Source organism: Gimesia sp., assembly GCF_048260065.1.
Taxonomy (GTDB): Bacteria; Planctomycetota; Planctomycetia; order Planctomycetales; family Planctomycetaceae; genus Gimesia.
Genome location: NZ_JBLXHC010000002.1, coordinates 518,185 through 538,817, shown reverse-complemented (window position 1 = coordinate 538,817; position 20,633 = coordinate 518,185). Strand labels below are relative to the sequence as shown.

Below are 20,633 nucleotides of genomic sequence, written 5' to 3'. Positions count from 1 at the left end.
TTAATTGCAGCTTGAGCATGTCAGACCAGCAAATCCGCAATATAGAAACTGCCATAAGTATTCACCCGATCCTGTTCATGCAGTTCTGTGGCAAGCTGATTCTGGTACTGCAGAAACTCCCCGACTTCCCGTTGTTGCCCCTGGTGCTGAACCTGGATCGGGTCGACAAATTCGACCTGCATCCCCGCACTCCGCCAGAGGATCCTGCACTGCGGTGCCGCTTTATCAAGGATGGCCTGCCACTCGCTTTGCAACAATTGAGGCTGCGCGCCGGCCATCCAGTCCATGTGATCTAACAGAATAAAGCGGGAGATGGTCCCGGGATGCTGCTGCAGAAAACCTTCCACCGTATTTGTATTTACGGTGAGACGATCAATCAGCCCCGCCTTGAGCCGTTCAAAATTATGTGGCTTCAAATATTCAGGACAGCAATCATGGTCGTAGCTTCCCGTCAGATACACGCGCCAGAAATAGTTATCCTGCAGCGAACGACTGGTAAATACCGTTTCGATGCGATCGATGACAAACTGAACGATCCCACCTGTATAACATTGATCGATCTGCGTCCGTTGCGGGCGAGGTACTCCCAGCATGGACAACGTCAGGTCGCGTCGCATCCACCATTTGATCATCCGGGTCCAGAGCAGTTCATTCAGATTCCGGGACTGATAAATAGAGCTCTGTTCTGTCACATCGCGCGCTGCCAGCAGCGAATTGATATCATCCCGAATTTTGGCAACACGGTCGATATAACAGTTCACAAACCAGGCAAACAGTCCGGAAGAACCGCGGAAATAGAAGCTGGATCGTTTCCCCTCGCCGGAAAAAAACTTCCCATGTCGGTCCCAGTACCTCTGCGCGGTCAGTGATAAGTCTGCACGCAGATTCTGTGAGTACAGCTTCTGCCAATCATTTGAGTAGCCTCGGCCAAACAGATCAAAGAATGCTTCATAATCCAGATTTCGAATCGCAGCCAGCTTCAATTCCAGCAGTGCATTCTGTTTGGGATTCACGTCCACTGCATGTACCTGACGAGGTTCGTCCAACAGATAATCCAAGGCGTTACAGCCGGCAGAGGTGATCACCAGAACTTCATCATCCGGCCCCAGTTCGAGAGCTCGGCGATCGAGACGGGGATCTTCCCAGCAGGTATTATAAACCAGATTGCCCTGATGCACGATTTGAAAACTTTTGCGGCTGATTCGTTCAGATATCATAAATCTGCTCCAATGAGACTATAAAAAAACTGATCAGCGACGGATCAGTTTGAGGGGATGACATTTTTTCCAGAATCGACTGAGCAGCCCGGGCATCTCAGCTTCAACAAACGTTTTGGGAATGCTTCTTTCCGGTCGAGCCTGGGGAACCGGTTTCTGAGCAGGACTGATTTCCTGATCGAAAAAAACGATCTCCAGCTCACCGTCACTGTACTCAATCAAGGCACTGCAGTGTTCCACCCAGTCACCTGTATTGCAGTAGTTTATCCCGTCTATATCAAGGATGTTGGGAGCATGAATATGACCACAGATGATCCCCTCACACCGTTTCAGCCGGGCATGGTCAGCCAGCTTTCGTTCATAATCACTGATAAACCGCATCAGGTGCTTCACCTGAGATTTCACAGCAGAGGAGAGGGCAAACTTTGTCTGTCCCTGACGTTTTGTGAGCCGATTAAACAATGTGTTGGCGGTCAGTAATACGTCATAAGCAAAAGAGGCCAGCACCGATAACCATTGGGCGCCCGTTTCAAACTTATCGAACTGGTCGCCGTGAATGATCAGGAAACGCCGTCCATCTGCGGTCAGATGCACGAATTCATCAGACAATGTAACGAAACCAAACCGCTTCCCGAAATCACGTAAAAAATTATCGTGATTTCCTGGTGTATAAAATATTTCCGTCCCTTTGCGGCTGAGTTCTTCTACCCGATCAAAGATTTCGTTGTAGATTTGCGGCCAGCGCCATTTTTTGCGCAACTTCCAGCCATCAATCAGATCTCCTACCAGATAAAGAGATTCAGGATGGTGGGTATTGAGAAATTCCAGAAATTCATCTGCTCTCGAATGCATACATCCCAGATGCACATCGCTGACAAAAATCGATCGAATCTTTCGAGATACTGTTGCAGCGGGCTGGTTCTGGGACACGATCATATCATCCTCCTTAATGACATTATTCCGCGATCTGGGCGGCTCGCTTCCTGGCTGTCACAGCTCTGACTGTGTTCTATTCTTCGTTGCTCATCTATCATTGTTGCGGCGAATCTTACCAACAATTTATTCGCTGATGATGAATGCAAAGTTAAGGTCTTGAGAATTCACATTTCTCTCAAATTGCTGGTAAATGCAGATTGTGTTAAGGTTTCCACATCAAAAGATGAAGCGGGTTCAGTTACAATTCTGGAGTACCATTGACTGAACCCTCTATCCAGCCTCCCGATAAACTGACCAGGAAGAGCAGATGTATGATTTAACCCCACTGAATATTTTTCTGGCAACACTGCTGGTGATGATCAATGGATTCATCTCTTTCTGGTTGAGCCTGAACTTGGAAAAACGGCTGCTGCTGGCTTCGATCCGCACCGTGGTTCAACTACTGCTGATTGGCATGATCCTAGAATGGATTTTTGAACTGTCGTGGTGGCCCGTCATTCTATTGCTGATGTTCAGCATGACGCTCATTGCCAGTCTGACTGCGGTTCAACGCTCGCAAAGACGCTTCCCGGGAATCTGGTGGAACAGCATCATCGCTGTCTTCGTCAGCTCCTGGCTGGTAAGTGGTTTTGCATTGACGGTCATCATCCCTCCGCACAGCTGGTCAGAAAACCCGGCACAATATCTGATTCCCCTCCTGGGAATGATTCTGGGAAACACCCTGAATGGAATCTCACTGGGTCTGGACCGCTTGAGCGAAGAACTGGTGATGCGGAGAGGAGAAGTGGAACTCCGTCTTTCACTGGGAGCGACTCGAAATGAAGCTGCCCGGGAAGCGCTGCAGAACGCAGTCCGGTCGGGGATGACCCCCATAATTAATTCGATGATGGTCGTGGGGCTGGTCTCATTACCCGGCTTGATGACAGGGCAGATCCTCGCCGGTGCCAGTCCGCTGGAATCGGTAAAATATCAGATCGTCATTATGTTCCTGATCGCATCGGGAACGGCTCTGGGAACGGTAATCTCTGTACTGCTGGGATATCGGCGTCTGTTTAATTCCCAACATCAGTTTCTGTTCGAACGGATCACACGCGTCGCCAAATAAACAGGTAAATACGCAGAGAAAATTTTGCGTTTAAGCGAAGTCCAGCTTTTCGAACAGTTGCTGGAGCGTCTGTTCCGGATAAAGCACAAATGAGATCTCACGGCTTTGAATCACTGCGTTGGCCTGCATCTGTTGATGAACCAGTTCCAGATCACCGTTGATCTTTTCGCGTAGTGGCAGGGTCAGCACAGAGAGTTGGGCATCAATCTCGCGAAGTTCGCGAAATCGCAGACGGTTCAACCGGCGACGTTCCGCTTGAGCCAGCGAATCATCGTGTTTTTCTGCTGTCTTTTGAGCCTGTATCAATGCCTGCTTTCGTTCAACCAATGATGCTGCATCGGCAAGCTGTTCTGTTGTCAGATGCCGATCGGAATTGAAATCCAGATCCCGCAGGATCCTCTGCAGGCAGGTCTCGTCGCAGTGCTGGACATCAAACGGCTGGCTGAAAGGCAGGAAACGGGTCGCCGACAGTGTCAGGTAGCGCGGCGGAGTCAGATGAAAGAAACGGGTAAAAATCCGATCTGTCATCTCATCATATTTCGCACCGCCGATGCCATGCACGAACAGATCTCCCAGAAACAGCCGGGCAAATAAGGTCGTCGTCAAGGCACGGGTTCGCAGGCGAATTCCCTGCCCAGGCAGTTGCTTGAGCACTTCGATCGCTGCAGACAGATCGCAGTTTTCACCCATAGGTAGTGAGGCAATAATGTCAGTCCCATTCGACAGCTGAATCTGTTCCTGATCCCGTTTGACGAACAGTTGATGACGCCGTGTCTCTCCCGTTTTCCAGATCCAGAACGGCGATTCAATCCAGCCATCGGATTCTGACAGTTCCGGTACAGGGTGCGTCTTACTGCGCACCCGATTCACTTTGCGGTACTCGCCGAGAACTTCGTTATGCGTCGATCGGAATGCGTGCGCATTCTTAAACAGGTGACAGGCAAACCATAAAAACGGCCCGGTCTGACACATGCGGCTGATGGGAAGTTCCAGATTTTCGATTCCCCACTGCTGCTCCTGTGCATGTCGGGCTGCCGCCAGACAATCCGCCAGTCGTTCTGATTTCTGCATCTGGGCTACTGCTGCCGGCCAGATATTCCGGAGCAGGGGAGGGGAAAGTTCAGGCCAGACCGCGAGTGCTGCATCGACTCGATCGGCAAATGAACGAAACAATTCTTCATTTTGAATTGTTGTCTCTTCCCACGGTTGTTTTTTTACGGATTCATCAAAGGACACATCAGAAAAGTACGGGGTATCCCGAGTCCCTTGAGGTACTTTGATCGACGTCGAACTGACCAGGTCGTTATCGACGATCAGATTCAAACTGAGACCTGCGGTCTGTTGCGCCGCTTTGCCGATCAACAGATTTTTAATCCAGACTCCCGGATGATATAGAGCCGGCTGGTGTCCTGTAATAAACAGTAACTGCTCATCCAGTTCGGCAGGCAGCTCAACCGGAGTTCCTGTCAGCTCGGCGGTGTACCGGGCTGCCTCTTCCAGAACGGCTCGTCGTGCCCAGGATCGCAGGCTGGAAATGATCTTTCCACTACGGTCCCGGGAGCAGCCTTCAAACATATCCCGATTTGCCTCTGCATCACCGATGATCTGAGACAGATCCGGGCGGGCAAACACCACATCATCGTATCTAGGCACCCGCAGATCCTGTTTCACCCATTCTGGTTCCGGCACAGATTCAGTGCCGGAGTCAAATCGGGAATCAGGATTCTGACAGGGGAATGGAGTCACTGAAGACATTTCAATGCTTTAATGGAGTGCTGAATTAAACAAGTGTATGTTACTTCTGGCATACAACCAGATTTCCAGGAGGGAAGCGCTCGCTCGGTACCCGTTTGGGGCATCATCTCGAAATCAGCTGTTTTGAGGTTAATGCCTGAACAGCTGACGTGTCTGCAATAATGCTTTAGTTTGACCAGTCTCTAACTGAAAGTCGAGTCCTTTTGATTTGATTTCAAGTGGAAAGTGGCTGATGCGTTCCCCCGGCCACCTTATAAACCGTGCCTTCTGATTCACTCACTATAAGAATCGGCACGATCGTTACAATTCTCCGACGCACAGCAGGTCATGCCGGCCGCCTGCATTTCACGATCGAGCACTTCATCATAATAGGCTTTCCGTTTGATCGCATCATCCAGTGAGCCGCCGAAACTGCGTTCTTCTTCCAAGTAAACCAGCGGAACGGCGAATTCAACAATCTTCATCGCGTGTGCTGCTGCCTGCACCCAGAGTTGCAGTGGCATCGCATATCCCAGATCCGTCACATTGAATCGAGACAGGGCCTCCACGCGATAGGCTTTTAAACCGCAAAATGCATCCGTAATCTCGAAACCGAGCTGCTCATTAATCCGATTTGTTACGGCGACATTGATCTGGCGACGATCTTCCGGGGGAATACTGTCACCGTTGAAAGACTTCAGGTAACGACTCCCGGAGAGGATATCAATGGGGTCCGATTCAGAACGATCACGCATCTGCTGAACCAGATCGGGCAGCAAGCCGGGTTCATGCTGGCCATCACAGTCAATCGTGATCAGGATATCGTACTCGTTCTGGTGTTCAACCGCATAATCGAAGGCGCTCTTCAATGCGGCTCCATACCCCTGATTTTCCGGATGAGTAATTACGGTGATACCAGAAACCGTTTTCAGAATCTCAGCAGTCCCATCCGATGAACCGTCATTGACGACCAGAATCACTTCGGCATACTTTTTGACTTCAGTCAGTACTTCTACCACATGGCGTTCTTCATTGAAAACTGGCAAAGCAATCAGCGCTTTCCGGTTCATAGCGGAGATCCTTGAAAATCAGGAGTTGATTTCGAAATAAACAGCTTGGTTTTATTGTAGACCACAGCCCTCTAAGGTCAACTATGCTGCCTGCCTGAACTCCGGAGCCGGCTGACAACTATGTCAAAAGTTCATAGCCAGTTGGTTGTGAGAATGGTTTAATCCTCTACAATGGAGGTAGAGAGAGGACGTATTTGCACAGGTTTAAATTGACCTGATTAAATTGAGATCGACACACCGGGCAATATACGTAAAGTCACTAACAACCTTGACTCATTCCACGGAAACACAAAGGAGTACCCGAATGTCTTATTCGCTTCCCGATCTACCCTATGCTTATGACGCGCTGGAACCACACATTGACGCCAAGACAATGGAAATTCATCATACTAAGCACCACCAGGCCTATATTTCCAAAGCCAATGCTGCTCTGGAAGGACATAGCGATCTGGCTGCCAAGTCAATCGAAGACCTGATGAGTGACCTGAGTGCCGTCCCTGAAGATATTCGTGGTGCAATCCGCAACAATGGCGGCGGACACGCTAACCACAGCCTGTTCTGGACGATCATGTCCCCCAGCGGTGGCGGTGCCCCCAGCGGAGATCTCGCTGCTGATATCGATGCAACTTTCGGCAGCTTTGACGCTTTCAAAGAACAGTTTTCCAACGCCGCTGCCACCCGATTTGGAAGTGGCTGGGCCTGGTTATCCGTAGATGGCGGAAAACTGGTTGTGGAAAGCACTCCCAATCAGGACACCCCGCTGTCCGAAGGACACACTCCGATTCTGGGACTCGACGTCTGGGAACACGCATACTACCTAAACTACCAGAACAAGCGTCCTGACTACATCTCTGCATTCTTCAACGTCATCAACTGGGATGAAGTTGCCAAGCGCTATGCAGCAGCAAAAGGTTAATCAGCGGAAAGCCGTTTTTGCTGAAATTTCATTCGACATCAAACGGCTTATCTACCGATAAAACAAAAGCGGTCTTCATATTTTGAAGGCCGCTTTTTATATCGGGAGAAGCTTTTATGTCAAATCGCAGCTGTTTATTGGTCATGCTGGCTATTCTAGCCTGTGCCCAGACTGGCTGTCAGACCATCCCCGATTATCATCAGCCCGCTGGCTTCAGCAGCACTTATCACCAGCGGATTTATCCTGAAACTGCTTATGCCTCTCTGGCAGATGCTTCCACTCAGCAGAAAATCAAGGATCCCGGCGTCTTTTACCCTACCGATGTGAAGGTTAAACAACCGAAATACGTTGCTCCACTGGCTGAAATCAAAGAACGTATCTCAGATGAGGATCTAAGCAACGAACGGAAACAGCTGCAACTGGACAGCCTGAAACGGGCCGATGATTACATCAATCAGGAACCAATCTTTAACGAGAATTTCCCAGCCCCTGGTAACTGGTAACTCTCAGTTGCCGACCACTTTCCAGAACGCATCGCATTTAACCTGAGCGTCCCTCAATCGATGATACTCGGTCCCAATAGACCTGGAGACGCGATAGTAAATCTGGACACAGACTGAGCATCGCATTGTAAAGTTTACATATTTCAAAAAACTGAAATGCTGCTCCAGTTTCTGATTTTGACACAAATATTACAACGAGCTATCTTCCCCCTCTGCCAGAATGAAGATTGAACTGCGTGCAGATCTTCATAGGATATAGTGCACATGGGAAGGAACCCAAACAGTGGTAAACGGTCAGCGTGTTGTTGTTTTTGACGGCTTAAATGAAACAGAAGAGGTCCTCAAGGCGATTCTGGAACCCCGGGGATGCAGTGTTGACCGGGTACGCCAGCGGAATGCGAATGACCTGAATTCCACCTGTGAAATCCCCAGCATTGTTGTTGTCCATGATGACGACCTGAACGAGCCCACCACATCACAGCCCGGTTGGAACAAAGTTCCGAAAGTTGTCATAGGTTCAGTCAGAAAACCCAAAAGCACCAGTTCCAGTCAATCGACCCGCTTCCTGATGCAGCCTTTTCAGTACGCGGAACTGATCGACTCAATCGAAAGCCTGCTGCAGCAATCTCCTGCAAACGATTGAGCCCGTGTATTTCTTCAGCGTGATCAACCCTGAATCCTCAGATGGGATTTGAACAGGACTCCTGCCTGCGGTATGATTCTATGCAAGGTTAATGCTTCCACAGATGGATTGCATTACCCCCAGTGCATCAGGGTTCGCGACTCTCCCTATGAGTCGAGCGCCAGTTGCTTGAGATACAACATCTGATCGCTTTCTGAAGGCGTTACCCAACTGTAGATCCTGAATTCGTAATTCACGTTAAACTGTTGTTTTTCGTATGAACTCAGAAGCATTACAGTCAGGTAATCTGTATAAATAGGAATCAGCTTCGGCAGGCGCATGAGAATTCAGCAGACAGAGAAGCCCTCTTTTTAGAGGGGGGATCCAGTCTTTGACTGGGAAACAACGATATGAAACGGTTATCTGGAAATGATGTAGCCAAAGCGACGTTACTGGTGATTCAGGGTGTCGATCTGGGGACTCGCTTTAAGCTTGGCACGGAACCAGCCGGAGTAGGGCGGGGAGTCCGCAATGAAATCCGCATTCTGGACACCGAAGCTTCGCGCCAGCATGCACTGATCTCATTTAAAAATGGCTCCTATATCATTACAGACCAGAACAGTTCGAACGGGACGATGGTCAATGGAACCCAGATCCAGTCAGCTAAACTGAATAATGGCGACCACATTCAGATTGGTCGCAGTCTGCTGCTTTTCTCCAGTCAGTCACTGGATGAAGATTCCCGTTATATGGCCGAGCGAATTGACCTGATCAGTAACGAGGATTCAAACCCATCCAGTATCACTCATGAAGTCAACCACCGGTTTGACTCGGTTGTTCTCGACACGGCCGATGTATCCGGTGTCATACAACAACACGAAATTCAAAACGATCTGCAGGCCCTGTATCGGGTCGCCGAGGCCTCCGTCAGTCCGACTATTTCTCAGGAAGAGCTGCTGAAACGAATTCTCGATCTGACGATCAACACGGTCGGTGCAGACCGGGGCTGCATGCTGATTACCGATCCGCATACTGGTGAAATCCTGCCCCAGATCTACAGCAGCCGTGAAGAAAAAAAATCAGGTCCGCGCATGCCTGTGTCGCACAGCATTGTGGATTATGTACTGAATAAAAAACAGGGTGTGCGCACCTCCGATGCACAACGCGATCAGCGGTTTGAAGGGGGACGCAGCATTCTCCAGGCTGGTATTCGCGAAGCGATGTGCGTTCCGATGCAGGGACGCCATGAACTGATGGGGGTCATCTATGTTGATACGACGACTTCACATCCCGAAATGCTGTTGAAAAATGGTGCCGTCGAAAAATTCAGCGAAGAGCATCTGCGACTGCTGGTGGCTATCGGAAGACAGTCTGCATTGGCTATCGAAAACTACCGCTTCCAGAATGCCATGTTGAAGGCAGAACGTTTTGCGGCAATGGGACAGACGATCGCCACCTTGAGCCATCATATCAAAAACATTCTGCAGGGAGTTCGCGGCGGCAGCTATCTGATCGACATGGGTCTCAATAAATCCGAGGAAGATCTGGTTCGCAAAGGCTGGAACATTGTCGAGAAGAATCAGAACAAAATCTATCACCTGGTGATGGACATGCTCACGTTCAGCACCGAGCGCAAGCCGGCCCTCGAACCTGGTTCTATTAACACCCCGGTCAATGACGTGTTTGAACTGATGCAGGCACGTGCCGAGGAATGTGGTGTGCAGCTCAAATGTGAACTGTCTCAAGATCTGCCGGAATCCGTTTACGATCACGAAGGAATTCATCGGGCCATTTTAAATATCGTCATCAATGCCATCGACGCGGTTGAAGGCTCTGAGAACGGCATGGTCCTGCTTGAAACCACCTATCTGCGTAAAGCGGATCAGATCCTGATCATGGTCTCTGATAACGGGCCAGGGATTCCCCAGGATCAGATCAACAAAATATTCAATCTGTTCGAATCAACCAAGGGAGCCCGGGGAACCGGAATCGGCCTCGCAGTCAGCCAGAAGATCATCAGAGAACACGGCGGAGAAATCAGCATTGAAAGTGAAGCCGGGAAAGGTTCGCGTTTCACGCTGTCTGTTCCACGACTGGATGAAGATCACCCTCCCGCTGCTAACTGATCAGTCACAATTTCAGATCGCTCTCAGAATGCCCGTTTGAGGCGCCCTGATTTATCCTGGCTCTGCTTGCCTTCAATGATCTTCTGTAGCACAGTCGGATCAGCGCCCACTGGCTGCTTCAATTCAGACCAGGTCGCCGCCTTGCATGTGGGCAGGAGTTGAAAATGAACAGGCTGCAATTTGACGATGGGGGGCAGTTTCTGATCCTGCAAAATGACCCCGCCGCGCATTGACAACTCATTCTGATCTGCGTCTGCACCGAAAAGATTCTTCATATCTGCAGAGAAATCATTTCCAGCCCCGGAAGAGCTACCGGTTGCCCGATCGATCGCATTGAATCGCTCGACCATATAACCGTTCGAATTCCCCCACCACTCGATTGCCCCACTCCCAGACGAGGATTGAGGAGCCGAAATCAGCGACGCTGTGTTGGAAAAATCAGAACGTACATTAGAGCCAGCCGGAGCAGGCAGAAACAATGATTCTTCAGCGATCACCTGAATAGCAGATTGCCCCGAGTTGCTGCTTGCAGATTCCGATTTAATCGCGAAAACAGAACCCTGCGGAGCAAAGGTACTTTGACTCAACGAAACACGAATTCCATCCGATCCACCTGGTTTAGCCGAAAGAGCAAAGATATCCTGCTGACTGAGAAACAGGCTGTTACGGATATCCAGATCCAGCTGACTGGCTTCGGATTGAATGATCCTGCCTGAAGTCGTCAGAAATGAGTGATCGATCTGAATCTGACTTGGTTTTCCATTGGAATCGTTTTCAACATAAATTGCGGACTGAAACCGGTTATCATTCAACAACAGGGCAGCCAGAGCACATTGATCCAGTCCCAGGCGACTGTTTCGACAGACCACAAAATGTCGTGGCACAACCCCTTTTCGATCCGGGGAAACACGAAACGCCCCTCCCGATATTTCCATGGTTGTATTTTTTAAATCGAAGAAAGCCTCTATCCCCGATTTCGCCCGTGACTTTGCAGCAGAGGGGAGTAATTTCAATTCAACAACTTGAGGACTCTCTGCTTTGCTGTGCTGAAATGCCAGATGAATCTGTTTATTCTCCAGCGTCACAGGTGACATATAACAGATTCCCTGACCACTGACATTCACCCGCGTGGGTCCGGTAATCGCCGAACTGTTGAGAAAATCACTGAGATTTCCTTTGGTCATATCGAACGTCACGGCTTTTGCTTTGGCGAACTGACTCTGTATTTCCTGCTCGATGTCAGGCTTACTCAGTACAGCCTTGATCCGCCTCTGCTGGCTTTGTGTCAGTGAGACAAGCCTGGCAGGATCGCAACCAGCAATCACACCGTCCGTTGAGATGGCGTAGACACTTTTCTGTTTTGAAAAATCCAGCAAGGGCTTCACAAAAGACGGTGTCAGTAATTCATCAATTTCTGCAGGTAGCTCAGGCTGAAACATGTCGGCCGCCACAGGGCTTCCCCAGCTTTGCTGCCAGGTACGCTGAGAATCGATTTGAAATACATTTTGCGAATTCCCCTGTTCGGTCGAACGAAGATACGAAGGCCACCCCCAGAGCAAAGCATTTTCCAGCTGTACTTTGATCTCACCAAATCGACTTGTGCTCTGACTTCTCAGCTTATCCTGAGGCCAGTTATTGAGCGTCATCATTGTTGCCTGTTTATTACTTCGGCTCCCGATCAAAACCGAATTGATTACAACAATATCAGTTTGGCCACTGGCAGGTTCTGCTTGATCAGACGTTACCTGTTTTTTCTTTTCCTGTGGACCAGTCAACGCGAATATAGTCTGGTCAGAGAGCAGGGTACTGGAAAAAATCCTGGCGGTGCGGGGAACCTTACGCTCCTGCAATATCAGACCAGGTGTCAGCGCCAGATCCAGACTTTCCAGTTCCAGACAAGCTGCCCCCTTGCATGAGAGAAAGCAGTTCGAGATCAAAACATCCGCGTAGATCTGATCCACGCGAACCGCTTCGAGTTTCTGCCCCATGATCACAGAGTTTTCCAGCAAAATTCGGGATTCACCTTCAGGTCGATTCGTCGTTGTACGTGGTACCCCTTTGGAGTTGATCAGTCTCAGCGTTCGATCTGTAGTTCCGGTCAGCGAAAAAGAACTGTCCTGAAATGTGAGATCACTCTGATTGAGTTCCAGGACATTACAAACCCCGGAACCGGAAAGACCGGAGACATCACAGAGCAGGTGGACCCCCTGAAATCGCAGTAAACCGGATGAAAACGAAAACAGGTTCACTTCGCTCTGCTTTTCGTTTTCATTTTTCGCCTGGAGCAGAATCGTCGGCTTCTGGTCAGAATCTGCCATGATGATTAATTGAGAAATATCCCGTAACCGATGTGAATTCAGCATAAACGGACCAGAACCATACAATCGGATTACGGCGCCTCTGGACGTCACCTCTTTCAAGGCGTTGTTCAAACTATCCCAGACTCCGGCTTCGTTTTTCCCCCGTGCCACTTTCAAAACAGGTAGATGCTGGACCTGTTTCCCTGCATTTGGCCCTGAGAGAGCAGCAAACCCAGGTCCCCAGTCAGGCAAATGCTTCTTTTCCTGCCCACGAACAGACATGTTTTTGAAGGACTCTGCCGATCCTGCTTTTTGTTTTGATGGATCTGTTTCCGATTTTACTTCCGTCACAGCAACGTCTGCTTGAGAAGAGTCTTCAACCGGTTCTTCGCCGTCAGCTGTATTCCCTGGCTGATCGGCAGCATTTTGTGAATTCCCCTGCTGACTCTGTTCCGCAGTGACAAATGGATTACTGACAGGCCCCTGTTGAAGTCCGTCCCCTGATGAGCTTAGTGCATTGATGCCCCACCAGATCAGGAGAATCAACAGCAACACTCCCCCCGCCAGCATGATAATCTGTTTGTAATCGACGGCAATCTGATCACCCGTGGCAGGCTCATCCACTGAAGTGACATTTTGTGTTTTCGAGGATCTTTTCGGGGGACGTGTCGCAGATCCCTGACTTTTGCGCGATCCCGTTTTATCCGGTATCTGTTTTTCTCGAGCAACAGGTCTGGTCCCCTTGCGTGGTGTCGAGGAGGAAGGGGATTCCTGCTTCGATGAACGCGCAGCCTGACGCGTTTTCATCGCAGAATCAGAAATCACGGAACCTTCCTCTTCCTCTTGTGGCTCCTGACGTTTCGCAGAAGAGCGTCTGCGTTCGACCTGTTTATTACTTTTTGCTGGTTTGGCCGGTTTGGCAGGTCGATTCAGCCCCGGTACTGTCACATCTGATTCGAATTCAACTTCGACTTCGCCCGCCAGCTGCTGCAGGTCAAAACTGGTACTGAGCCGATTATGCGTCTCGCTGTCATCCTCATACTCATCATCAGCCTGACTGCTGTAGTCGGGTATGAACTGATTGATCAGGAAATCACTACTGTCTGCAGCCGGAAGTTGATCAGATTCAAGAGTAGGCTGCTCTCCATCCGACTCATCATTTGCCAATGCTTCCAGAACATCATTGCCTAGATTTGAGCGTTTCAGATTCGAGTTCTTTAAGTCTTCCAGAAGTTCAGCCGGTGTCTGGTAGCGATCTGCCTGCGGCTTGGCCATCATGCGATGAATGATGGCGACCATTCCTTCCGGCACACGCTCATTGAGTTCCCGCGGGTCGGGTGGGGGAGACGTGGCATGTGCAGCCAGCTTATTGGTCAGACTACCTTCAGAGAAGGGGGCCCGGCCCGTCAGCATATGATACCACGTGCAACCAAGTGAATAGATATCGCTACGGATGTCAGCAGCTTTACTGTCACGGGCCTGTTCTGGAGCCATATAGTCAACGGTTCCAACGGTTGTCCCGGCCCGGGTGATGCTCGTCTCTGTGTTGTCATCGATGGAACGTGCCAACCCCAGGTCTGTCAACTTAACAACGCCGTCCGTGCGAATCAGAATATTGGCAGGTTTGATGTCACGATGGACGATTCCCTGCTGATACGCATGTGACAGAGCCTCTGTTACCTGAGTGATGATCTCCAGCGAGCGGCGGACGGGGATCCGATTTCGTTTGTTGATCAGGTTATGAAGATCTGTTCCCTCAACATATTCCAGCGCGATATAAAGATACCCATCTTCTTCGCCGGCATCATAAACCGAAACAATATTCTCATGGCGGAGATGGGCGGCTGCCTGACCTTCGGCTTTGAACCGTTTCACCAGAACAGGGTTTTCGGCTTTATCACGGGGGAGAATCTTTAACGCAGCCAGTCGATTCAGCGTGGTATCTCGGGCCAGAAAGACAGCTCCCATTCCACCGGCACCGATCTCTTTTTCAATTTTGTATTTGCCCAGCGAATCCAGTTTGGGTACGCGCGCGGACTGGCGTTTTTTTTTCTCAGGTGTATTTTCATTCTGCTTGGCCATTGCCTGCCCCAGAAATGTCTGAATCGACGGATTCAAAAAACGCCTTACGTAAGTCGAACGCTTTTAGAAATAGTTAAGAATTGATTTGGAACCACCTAGAGCACATCACTTTTTACCATAGAGTCGCTCAAAACATGATACCCGGTCCAAATGGACAAAGTGACGCTACAGTAAAACTGGACACAGTCTAAACCCGAATGACAGAAGAACATATATCATAAGCTCCTGGCGGGGGAGAGTCAAAATAGACCCTCGTTCTTTTCAACCGAACTCTACAATAAAATGGGGACTGCACATCACAACAGCAGGTGCCCGGGAAGCGGAAATCTGCTTAAATCGAATCACTCCAGTCCAGGCACTGTACGAGCCCCGATTTCAAACCACAAACACACCATTGACCAAACGGATCACAGGCCACTTCAATCGCCTCATCCGGGATGAGCCCTCCCCAAATCAGCTTTCCCTCCTGATTTAACCAGTACAGCTCCTGTTCAATCGTGGCGGCAACGATCCGATTCCCCGAGAAATCACAGGCCAGGACTTTAGGCGTCCCTTCAAAAACCAGCGTCCCCGCTGATTCACCATCATGATCAAAAATTAAGATTCCATAGTTGAATCCAGCCAGATAGAGCCGCTGTCCATCTCCTGAAATGGAAATCCCCCCACAATTGGACCAGTGCTTCTCGGTCCAGAGACAATTTCCCTCGAGATCATGACAACAGAGGAAGCCATTTTCCGCAGCCCCGATCAACCTGGGCTCAGTCACCTGAAACTCGAGATAACTCAACGGACGCATCGTTTCAAAACTGGCGACTTTCTTTTTCTGAGAGTCGATCAGGATGGTTTTACCACTGGCCAGACTGACGGCCAGATAGTCTCCGTAGGCATCCATGGTAATCGCCAGACATTCCACTGAAAAAGAGATCGCCCATAAGACATTCAGATCGCGATCAAAACAGCAGATATTATTGTCTGAGTAGATGGCAGCCCCCAGTTTGCCACGATCACTCCAGTGGACCAGTTGTACATCCCTGATACCACGGTTCAAGTGCAGAAACTGTCCCTGCCGATCCAATAAATAAAGGCCGCCCGAAATATCGGCGGCCAGTATTTCTCCGGTTTCCCGTGCCAGATCCAGCGCAAGTAAAGGAGCTTCTGTTGAGAATGACCACCGCAGTTCGGGGGTTGTTCCTTTTCCCTGTGTGAGCCAGGCGGCACGTTCATCCATCATGGTGTTACTGCATATTGCCTTTGCAGGATTTGTAAGCCACGTTTGATATCAGAATCTGCAGCGAGCTTCTGTTCTCTCGACGCGCCATACATGGCTGTCTGCAGTTCATCTTTTTCAACCGTGATCGTCGGTTTGATCCCGATCTTACCATAAGTGTTACCTTGAGGCGAATAGAATTTGGCAGTTGTCAGACGTAAACCAGTCGAACCACGGATCGGGAAAATACTCTGCACAGACCATTTTCCATAGGTTTTTCGTCCCACAACGGTCGCACGACGATGATCGGTCAACGCTCCCGCTACAATTTCACTGGCACTGGCACTGTTTTCATCGACCAGTAATACCATCGGAATTTTCCAGGTACCGGGACGATGCGCGGTGTAACTCCAGTTCTGATCAGATACACGACCTTTCGTGGAGACAAGCTTTCCTTCTTCCAGGAAACGATCCAGCACTTCAACGGCGGCAGACAGTAATCCACCGGGATTACCACGCACATCCCAGATCAGTGCCCGCATCCCTTCGCCGTGAAGTTTATGCAGGGCAGCATCCAGTTCAGCTGCAGAGGTCTTCTGAAAACCGGTCATTTTGATGTAGGCAATTCCATTTTCCTGATCGAGCATTTTGACGATCGGAAAGCTTTTCACCTGGACTGCTTTACGTGTGACCCGTGCGGTACGCGTCCGGTCACTGCCGGGGCTTTCCAGTTCCAGAATAACCTGGCTGCCTGAAGTTCCCCGCAGCAGATTCGCAGCCTGATCGGTTGTCATGTTTCGACAGTCATTCTGATCGATGGCTACGATATGATCTCCAGACAGGACCCCGGCTGCTTCAGCAGGACTGTCTGGCAAAACATTGATCAGCAGCATGCCTTCACCGACTTCGGCTTTCATTTCGATCCCGATGCCGACAAATTCACCTTCAATATTATCGTAGAGGTCACCCAGACGTTCCGGGGTCAGAAAGCTACTGTAGTCATCCAGGGCATTGCAGCCTCCGAACATGTATTCTGAAATCACAGCAGTATCCCGCAGCCCCAGGTGCTGATAAGACATCGTGCAGACTTCAATAATCAACTGGTGTGCCCCGTGATGACTGGAAACAGATTTATTCCAGTAATTTTCTCTCAGAATCCGGCGGACCGTGCGAACCTTCTCTGGCGGCACTCCCTTCAGATGAGCTTTAATGAACTGATCATTGGCTAAAGCCAGATACAGACTTTCTGTACCATGAGCCACGAAGGAAGTCGTACTCAGCGGGTCGACGAAGTGCGACTGAATTTTAGATAGAATTTCATCGAACAGTATAAATGCTTCTCTTCGTGATTGATTCAGCAGCACTTTTGAAAAGCTGTCATCTGCGTAACGACGGTCGATGCCAAAGTGAATTTTTGCTCGACGCAAACCGTATTTGATGTTGTCGTTCTCAGGCCACTCCTTCAAGGCCTCTTCATAATGTTCAATCGCCTTGATCCATTGACGATTCCGTTCAAACTCTTCCCCTTTGGCAATCGCCTGGGTTTGAGTGACGGGAATTACAATAGGAAGTTCACCAGGATCAGCGGCAGCAAAATCAGCTCCTGCAGCCAGCAGACAACCCAGTAAATAAACCCACAAATGACTCGATTGTAATCTCTTAAGAAGTCGCGTCTTGGTAGTAGAAAACATGGTTCCCCCTCTATAACCGACGTTTTATCCTGTTGCTGAAGGCCGCCACAAGCAGGGCTCATCGAAAGCAGGCAGGTAAAAGTCGCCGGTTCGCGCTGCACAAAGAATGCACAGCGTTTATTTAAACAAGTATCTTGCCGATATGTTTAACATAAGCCACAAAAATTCGATGGTCAAACAATCGTTTTCGTGAAGATGCACTACGACCTGCGCAACCGATTCATTTTTAAATGACCGTTTGAAAACAGGATCAGACAAAATACGGCAGGAGGAAGAGCCGTTGTCTTAACTCGTTATTACAACACGCGCAGCTGGAACCAGAAGGTTTATCCAGTTTCGCCAACTCCGACAACCAGCATAACCCGAACCAGAGGAAGCAACATCAGGAAAAATGTGAAGAGGATCCCGGATTCATTCAACTCGTCAGTTGGAAACTCAACCCTCTTCCCCCCAGAGAATTGCCAGTTGCACGAGGACATCCACGGCCTGCTGCATTTCCTCTACCGTGGTCCACTCCAGCGGTGAATGCGGATTATGCTGCCCACTGGAGAGATTCGGGGTAGGCAATCCTTTTTCGGTCAGCAGACTGCCGTCCGTCCCACCGCGGATTACATTCAGATTAGGTTCAAGACCGGCAGCCCGCGTTGCTTCAATCGCCTTCTCCAGAGCACGCGGTTCTTTGGGCAGTCCATCACGCATGTTTCGATATTGTTTATGAATGTTTATGTTGATCTCTGATCTGGGATATTTCTGACGAAGTGGTTCAGCCAGTGATTCCAGAAGACTGGCATATTCCGCCAGTTTTTCTGTTTCAAAATCACGTAAGATCAATCGGGCTGATGCCTCGGAAACGCTGCCTTCAATATGATAGGGATGAATAAATCCCTCTCGCCCCTCAGTGGTCTCGGGACTTAACGTTTCTGTCGGTAACTGGGCGATTAATTCGCACAAAATGCGATTGGCATTGACCATCACCCCTTTCCCGACAGAAGGATGAGTATTCACGCCTTTGACGGTAATCACGGCCTGATCTGCGGAAAATGTTTCGGAATCAATACGTCCACTGCCATCACTGTCGAGCGTGTATGCACAACAGACCCCAAATGCATTCAGATCCAGCTTTTCGATACCGCGACCGATTTCTTCATCGCAGGTAAAACAGAGTCGAATGGGGCCGTGTTTGATGGAAGAATCGTCCATTAGTTGCGCTGCGGCAGACATCATCACAGCCACGCCTGACTTGTCGTCTGCACCCAGGAGCGTTGTCCCATCGGTGGTAATCACCGTTTTCCCCTGCATCTGCTTCAGACGAGGTTCTTCGCTGACCCGCAACACTCGTGACGGATCACCGGGCAGGACCAGGTCTTCGCCGTTATAATTTTCATGCACGATTGGTTTGACGTTCGTGCCGGAAAATTCAGGGGAGGTATCTACGTGTGCCACCCAACCGATCGCGGGAACATCTGCTTCCACGGTGGAGGGAATTGTGGCCATCACAATTCCGTATTCACTGATGGTGACATCTTCCAGTCCCAGTTGCTCGCACTCTTCAAACAGCATCCGGCTCAGAACCAGTTGTTTTTTTGTACTCGGAAAAGTAGGACTGGTCTCATCTGACTGGGTATCGATTCTGACATAACGTAAAAAACGGTCTAGCAATGTATCCATGGGAATTGGTTTTCTATTCTTAAAGTAAACGGGAAGCTCCACCCGTATAAATGATTAAAAATCAGCAAGTTTAAAGGAGACAAATTCGATAGACTTGTAGCCATCCCGCTCATAGAGCAGACCTATGACTCCCTCCTCGACAACAGCCAGGCTCGAATAAGCGGCAGAACCGGGGGTCACCAGTCGTGCTGCAGTCCAGGATTTTCCTTCATCCTCACTCAGTCGCACAACCATCTTCTCACGTTTTTTACTGGCTGGATTGCTGAATAGAATCTGCCCTTTCTTATCGGAATCGGGGAACCGGGCGCGAATCAGACTCGCCTGGCAGACCGGTTCGATCAATGCCTGGTCCAGTGTCACATCAGACCATGTCATACCACCATCATCGGAAAAGGCGATCGCACGGCGATTTTTACCGTGATAGCTTCGCATATTCATTAGTAACCGGCCATCAGCCAGTTCCACGACAGCACATTCATTTGTTTTTTCTCCGATCGGCTTACTAAACTCCCAGGTTTTTCCATGATCGTCTGAAAAAATAGCATGCGCTCGGCGTATCACTTTTCCCTGTTGCGTGACGTTATGATCGCAGGGAATGACCAGACGTCCCTTGAATTTTCCCTGGGTCAGCTGAATTCCATTCCCGGGGCCCGTCGCATACCACGTCCATTCCGGTTTCTTGGTCGACTCAGTGACTTCATAAGGTTGCTTCCAGGTGACTCCGTCGTCATCGGAATAACTCATATAAACGCGACGTGTGTCCTGGCCTGACTGGTCTCTGATCTGATTTGCATGGTCTTTGCCATGATTCCAGGTTAAAGGCAACCAGATGCGGCCCGTCGACTGATCCACGACAGGGCAGGGATTACCGCAGGTATTTTCACCATCATTCCAGATCACCGATAAATCAGACCAGGTCTTGCCTTTATCCTGGCTCCTTTTGAGAACCAGATCGATGTCGCCACTGTCATTTAAGTTGTTCTTACGAGCCTCTGCAAAAGCGAGCAGTGTCCCCTCAGGAGTAGTCAGTAAAGCAGGAATACGGAACCCATAATAGCCGGCTTCACCTCGTTCAAACACCGTTGTCCGAGTCACTGGATTCAGAGCGGGGGGCGATTCCTGCTGGTTTTGTTCAGCAGAACAGGGGAGTGTAACCAGCAAAATGATTGGTAAGAGTAGAAGTTGAGCCAGATATTTCATATTGTTGAGCCACTCCAGATCCGGGTTTGTCTGATTTCAGTTAAAAACCAGAAAATGAGTATATCGCCCCGGGAAATGCATCACAATCAACGAAATTCGCAGGCATTTCAGGATGAGAGTGGCGGTTGACTTGCGATCAAACAGGAATTTGTTAAGCTTTCGACTTCTCAAAGCGTATTTCACCTATAAAGTGAGATACCTAAGCAAGTTAGCACTGAGAAATGACTTTTACTGAAGTCGAATATTTTGTAGGATA

14 protein-coding genes are annotated in these 20,633 nt (G+C 49.6%); 5 read left to right on the top strand and 9 right to left on the bottom strand.

Going from position 1 to position 20,633, the window contains the following annotated elements; all coding sequences use genetic code 11:
* Window positions 1-20: 20 nt before the first annotated feature.
* Window positions 21-1,217, bottom strand: a complete 1,197-nt coding sequence (locus tag ACN0YN_RS05155; RefSeq protein ID WP_417383920.1) for a DUF3419 family protein — start codon at window positions 1,215-1,217, stop codon at window positions 21-23.
* 33 nt (window positions 1,218-1,250) lie between these two features.
* Window positions 1,251-2,153, bottom strand: a complete 903-nt coding sequence (locus ACN0YN_RS05150; RefSeq protein ID WP_417383919.1) for a UDP-2,3-diacylglucosamine diphosphatase — start codon at window positions 2,151-2,153, stop codon at window positions 1,251-1,253.
* Window positions 2,154-2,460: 307 nt separating this feature from the next.
* Here ACN0YN_RS05150 and ACN0YN_RS05145 point away from each other — a divergent pair, with 307 nt between their 5' ends.
* Window positions 2,461-3,258: an ABC transporter permease gene (locus tag ACN0YN_RS05145; RefSeq protein WP_417383918.1), complete on the top strand. Its 798-nt coding sequence runs from the start codon at window positions 2,461-2,463 to the stop codon at window positions 3,256-3,258.
* A gap of 30 nt (window positions 3,259-3,288) precedes the next feature.
* Here ACN0YN_RS05145 and ACN0YN_RS05140 read toward each other — a convergent pair whose 3' ends face one another.
* Window positions 3,289-4,911, bottom strand: coding sequence for a hypothetical protein (locus ACN0YN_RS05140; RefSeq protein WP_417383917.1), 1,623 nt, complete (start codon window positions 4,909-4,911; stop codon window positions 3,289-3,291).
* 374 nt (window positions 4,912-5,285) lie between these two features.
* On the bottom strand, window positions 5,286-6,062 hold the full coding sequence (locus ACN0YN_RS05135) for a glycosyltransferase family 2 protein (RefSeq protein ID WP_417383916.1): 777 nt from the start codon (window positions 6,060-6,062) through the stop codon (window positions 5,286-5,288).
* A 304-nt stretch (window positions 6,063-6,366) separates the two neighbouring features.
* On the opposite strand from ACN0YN_RS05135, the gene ACN0YN_RS05130 reads away from it, so the two are divergent.
* From ACN0YN_RS05130 to ACN0YN_RS05115, 4 genes are all read left to right on the top strand, one after another.
* Window positions 6,367-6,978 (top strand): superoxide dismutase, encoded by a 612-nt coding sequence (locus ACN0YN_RS05130; RefSeq protein ID WP_417383915.1) that lies wholly within the window; start codon window positions 6,367-6,369, stop codon window positions 6,976-6,978.
* A 116-nt stretch (window positions 6,979-7,094) separates the two neighbouring features.
* On the top strand, window positions 7,095-7,481 hold the full coding sequence (locus ACN0YN_RS05125) for a hypothetical protein (RefSeq protein ID WP_417383914.1): 387 nt from the start codon (window positions 7,095-7,097) through the stop codon (window positions 7,479-7,481).
* Window positions 7,482-7,764: 283 nt separating this feature from the next.
* Window positions 7,765-8,124 carry a hypothetical protein gene (locus ACN0YN_RS05120; RefSeq protein WP_417383913.1) on the top strand — a complete coding sequence of 120 codons (360 nt, stop codon included), beginning with the start codon at window positions 7,765-7,767 and terminating at the stop codon, window positions 8,122-8,124.
* Window positions 8,125-8,513: 389 nt separating this feature from the next.
* Window positions 8,514-10,229 carry an ATP-binding protein gene (locus tag ACN0YN_RS05115; protein ID WP_417383912.1) on the top strand — a complete coding sequence of 572 codons (1,716 nt, stop codon included), beginning with the start codon at window positions 8,514-8,516 and terminating at the stop codon, window positions 10,227-10,229.
* 23 nt (window positions 10,230-10,252) lie between these two features.
* On the opposite strand, the gene ACN0YN_RS05110 is transcribed toward ACN0YN_RS05115, so the two are convergent.
* The 5 genes from ACN0YN_RS05110 to ACN0YN_RS05090 form a co-directional block, all read right to left on the bottom strand.
* Window positions 10,253-14,611, bottom strand: a complete 4,359-nt coding sequence (locus tag ACN0YN_RS05110; protein ID WP_417383911.1) for a serine/threonine protein kinase — start codon at window positions 14,609-14,611, stop codon at window positions 10,253-10,255.
* A 331-nt stretch (window positions 14,612-14,942) separates the two neighbouring features.
* Window positions 14,943-15,842, bottom strand: a complete 900-nt coding sequence (locus ACN0YN_RS05105) for a hypothetical protein (RefSeq protein ID WP_417383910.1) — start codon at window positions 15,840-15,842, stop codon at window positions 14,943-14,945.
* Window positions 15,839-17,509 (bottom strand): S41 family peptidase, encoded by a 1,671-nt coding sequence (locus tag ACN0YN_RS05100; protein ID WP_417383909.1) that lies wholly within the window; start codon window positions 17,507-17,509, stop codon window positions 15,839-15,841. The genes ACN0YN_RS05105 and ACN0YN_RS05100 overlap by 4 nt, the downstream gene beginning before the upstream one ends.
* A gap of 435 nt (window positions 17,510-17,944) precedes the next feature.
* Window positions 17,945-19,177: a peptidase T gene (pepT, locus tag ACN0YN_RS05095; RefSeq protein ID WP_417383908.1), complete on the bottom strand. Its 1,233-nt coding sequence runs from the start codon at window positions 19,175-19,177 to the stop codon at window positions 17,945-17,947.
* A 54-nt stretch (window positions 19,178-19,231) separates the two neighbouring features.
* Window positions 19,232-20,377, bottom strand: a complete 1,146-nt coding sequence (locus ACN0YN_RS05090; protein WP_417383907.1) for a sialidase family protein — start codon at window positions 20,375-20,377, stop codon at window positions 19,232-19,234.
* Between the last annotated feature and the right edge of the window lie 256 nt (window positions 20,378-20,633).

What these genes read in the sequence shown, in the direction of transcription:
- ACN0YN_RS05155 (WP_417383920.1), bottom strand. Translation starts at nt 1,217, where the DNA reads ATGATATCTGAACGAATCAGCCGCAAAAGTTTTCAAATCGTGCATCAG.
- ACN0YN_RS05150 (WP_417383919.1), bottom strand. Translation starts at nt 2,153, where the DNA reads ATGATCGTGTCCCAGAACCAGCCCGCTGCAACAGTATCTCGAAAGATT.
- ACN0YN_RS05145 (WP_417383918.1), top strand. Translation starts at nt 2,461, where the DNA reads ATGTATGATTTAACCCCACTGAATATTTTTCTGGCAACACTGCTGGTG.
- ACN0YN_RS05135 (WP_417383916.1), bottom strand. Translation starts at nt 6,062, where the DNA reads ATGAACCGGAAAGCGCTGATTGCTTTGCCAGTTTTCAATGAAGAACGC.
- ACN0YN_RS05130 (WP_417383915.1), top strand. Translation starts at nt 6,367, where the DNA reads ATGTCTTATTCGCTTCCCGATCTACCCTATGCTTATGACGCGCTGGAA.
- ACN0YN_RS05125 (WP_417383914.1), top strand. Translation starts at nt 7,095, where the DNA reads ATGTCAAATCGCAGCTGTTTATTGGTCATGCTGGCTATTCTAGCCTGT.
- ACN0YN_RS05115 (WP_417383912.1), top strand. Translation starts at nt 8,514, where the DNA reads ATGAAACGGTTATCTGGAAATGATGTAGCCAAAGCGACGTTACTGGTG.
- ACN0YN_RS05110 (WP_417383911.1), bottom strand. Translation starts at nt 14,611, where the DNA reads ATGGCCAAGCAGAATGAAAATACACCTGAGAAAAAAAAACGCCAGTCC.
- ACN0YN_RS05105 (WP_417383910.1), bottom strand. Translation starts at nt 15,842, where the DNA reads ATGATGGATGAACGTGCCGCCTGGCTCACACAGGGAAAAGGAACAACC.
- ACN0YN_RS05100 (WP_417383909.1), bottom strand. Translation starts at nt 17,509, where the DNA reads ATGTTTTCTACTACCAAGACGCGACTTCTTAAGAGATTACAATCGAGT.
- pepT (WP_417383908.1), bottom strand. Translation starts at nt 19,177, where the DNA reads ATGGATACATTGCTAGACCGTTTTTTACGTTATGTCAGAATCGATACC.
- ACN0YN_RS05090 (WP_417383907.1), bottom strand. Translation starts at nt 20,377, where the DNA reads ATGAAATATCTGGCTCAACTTCTACTCTTACCAATCATTTTGCTGGTT.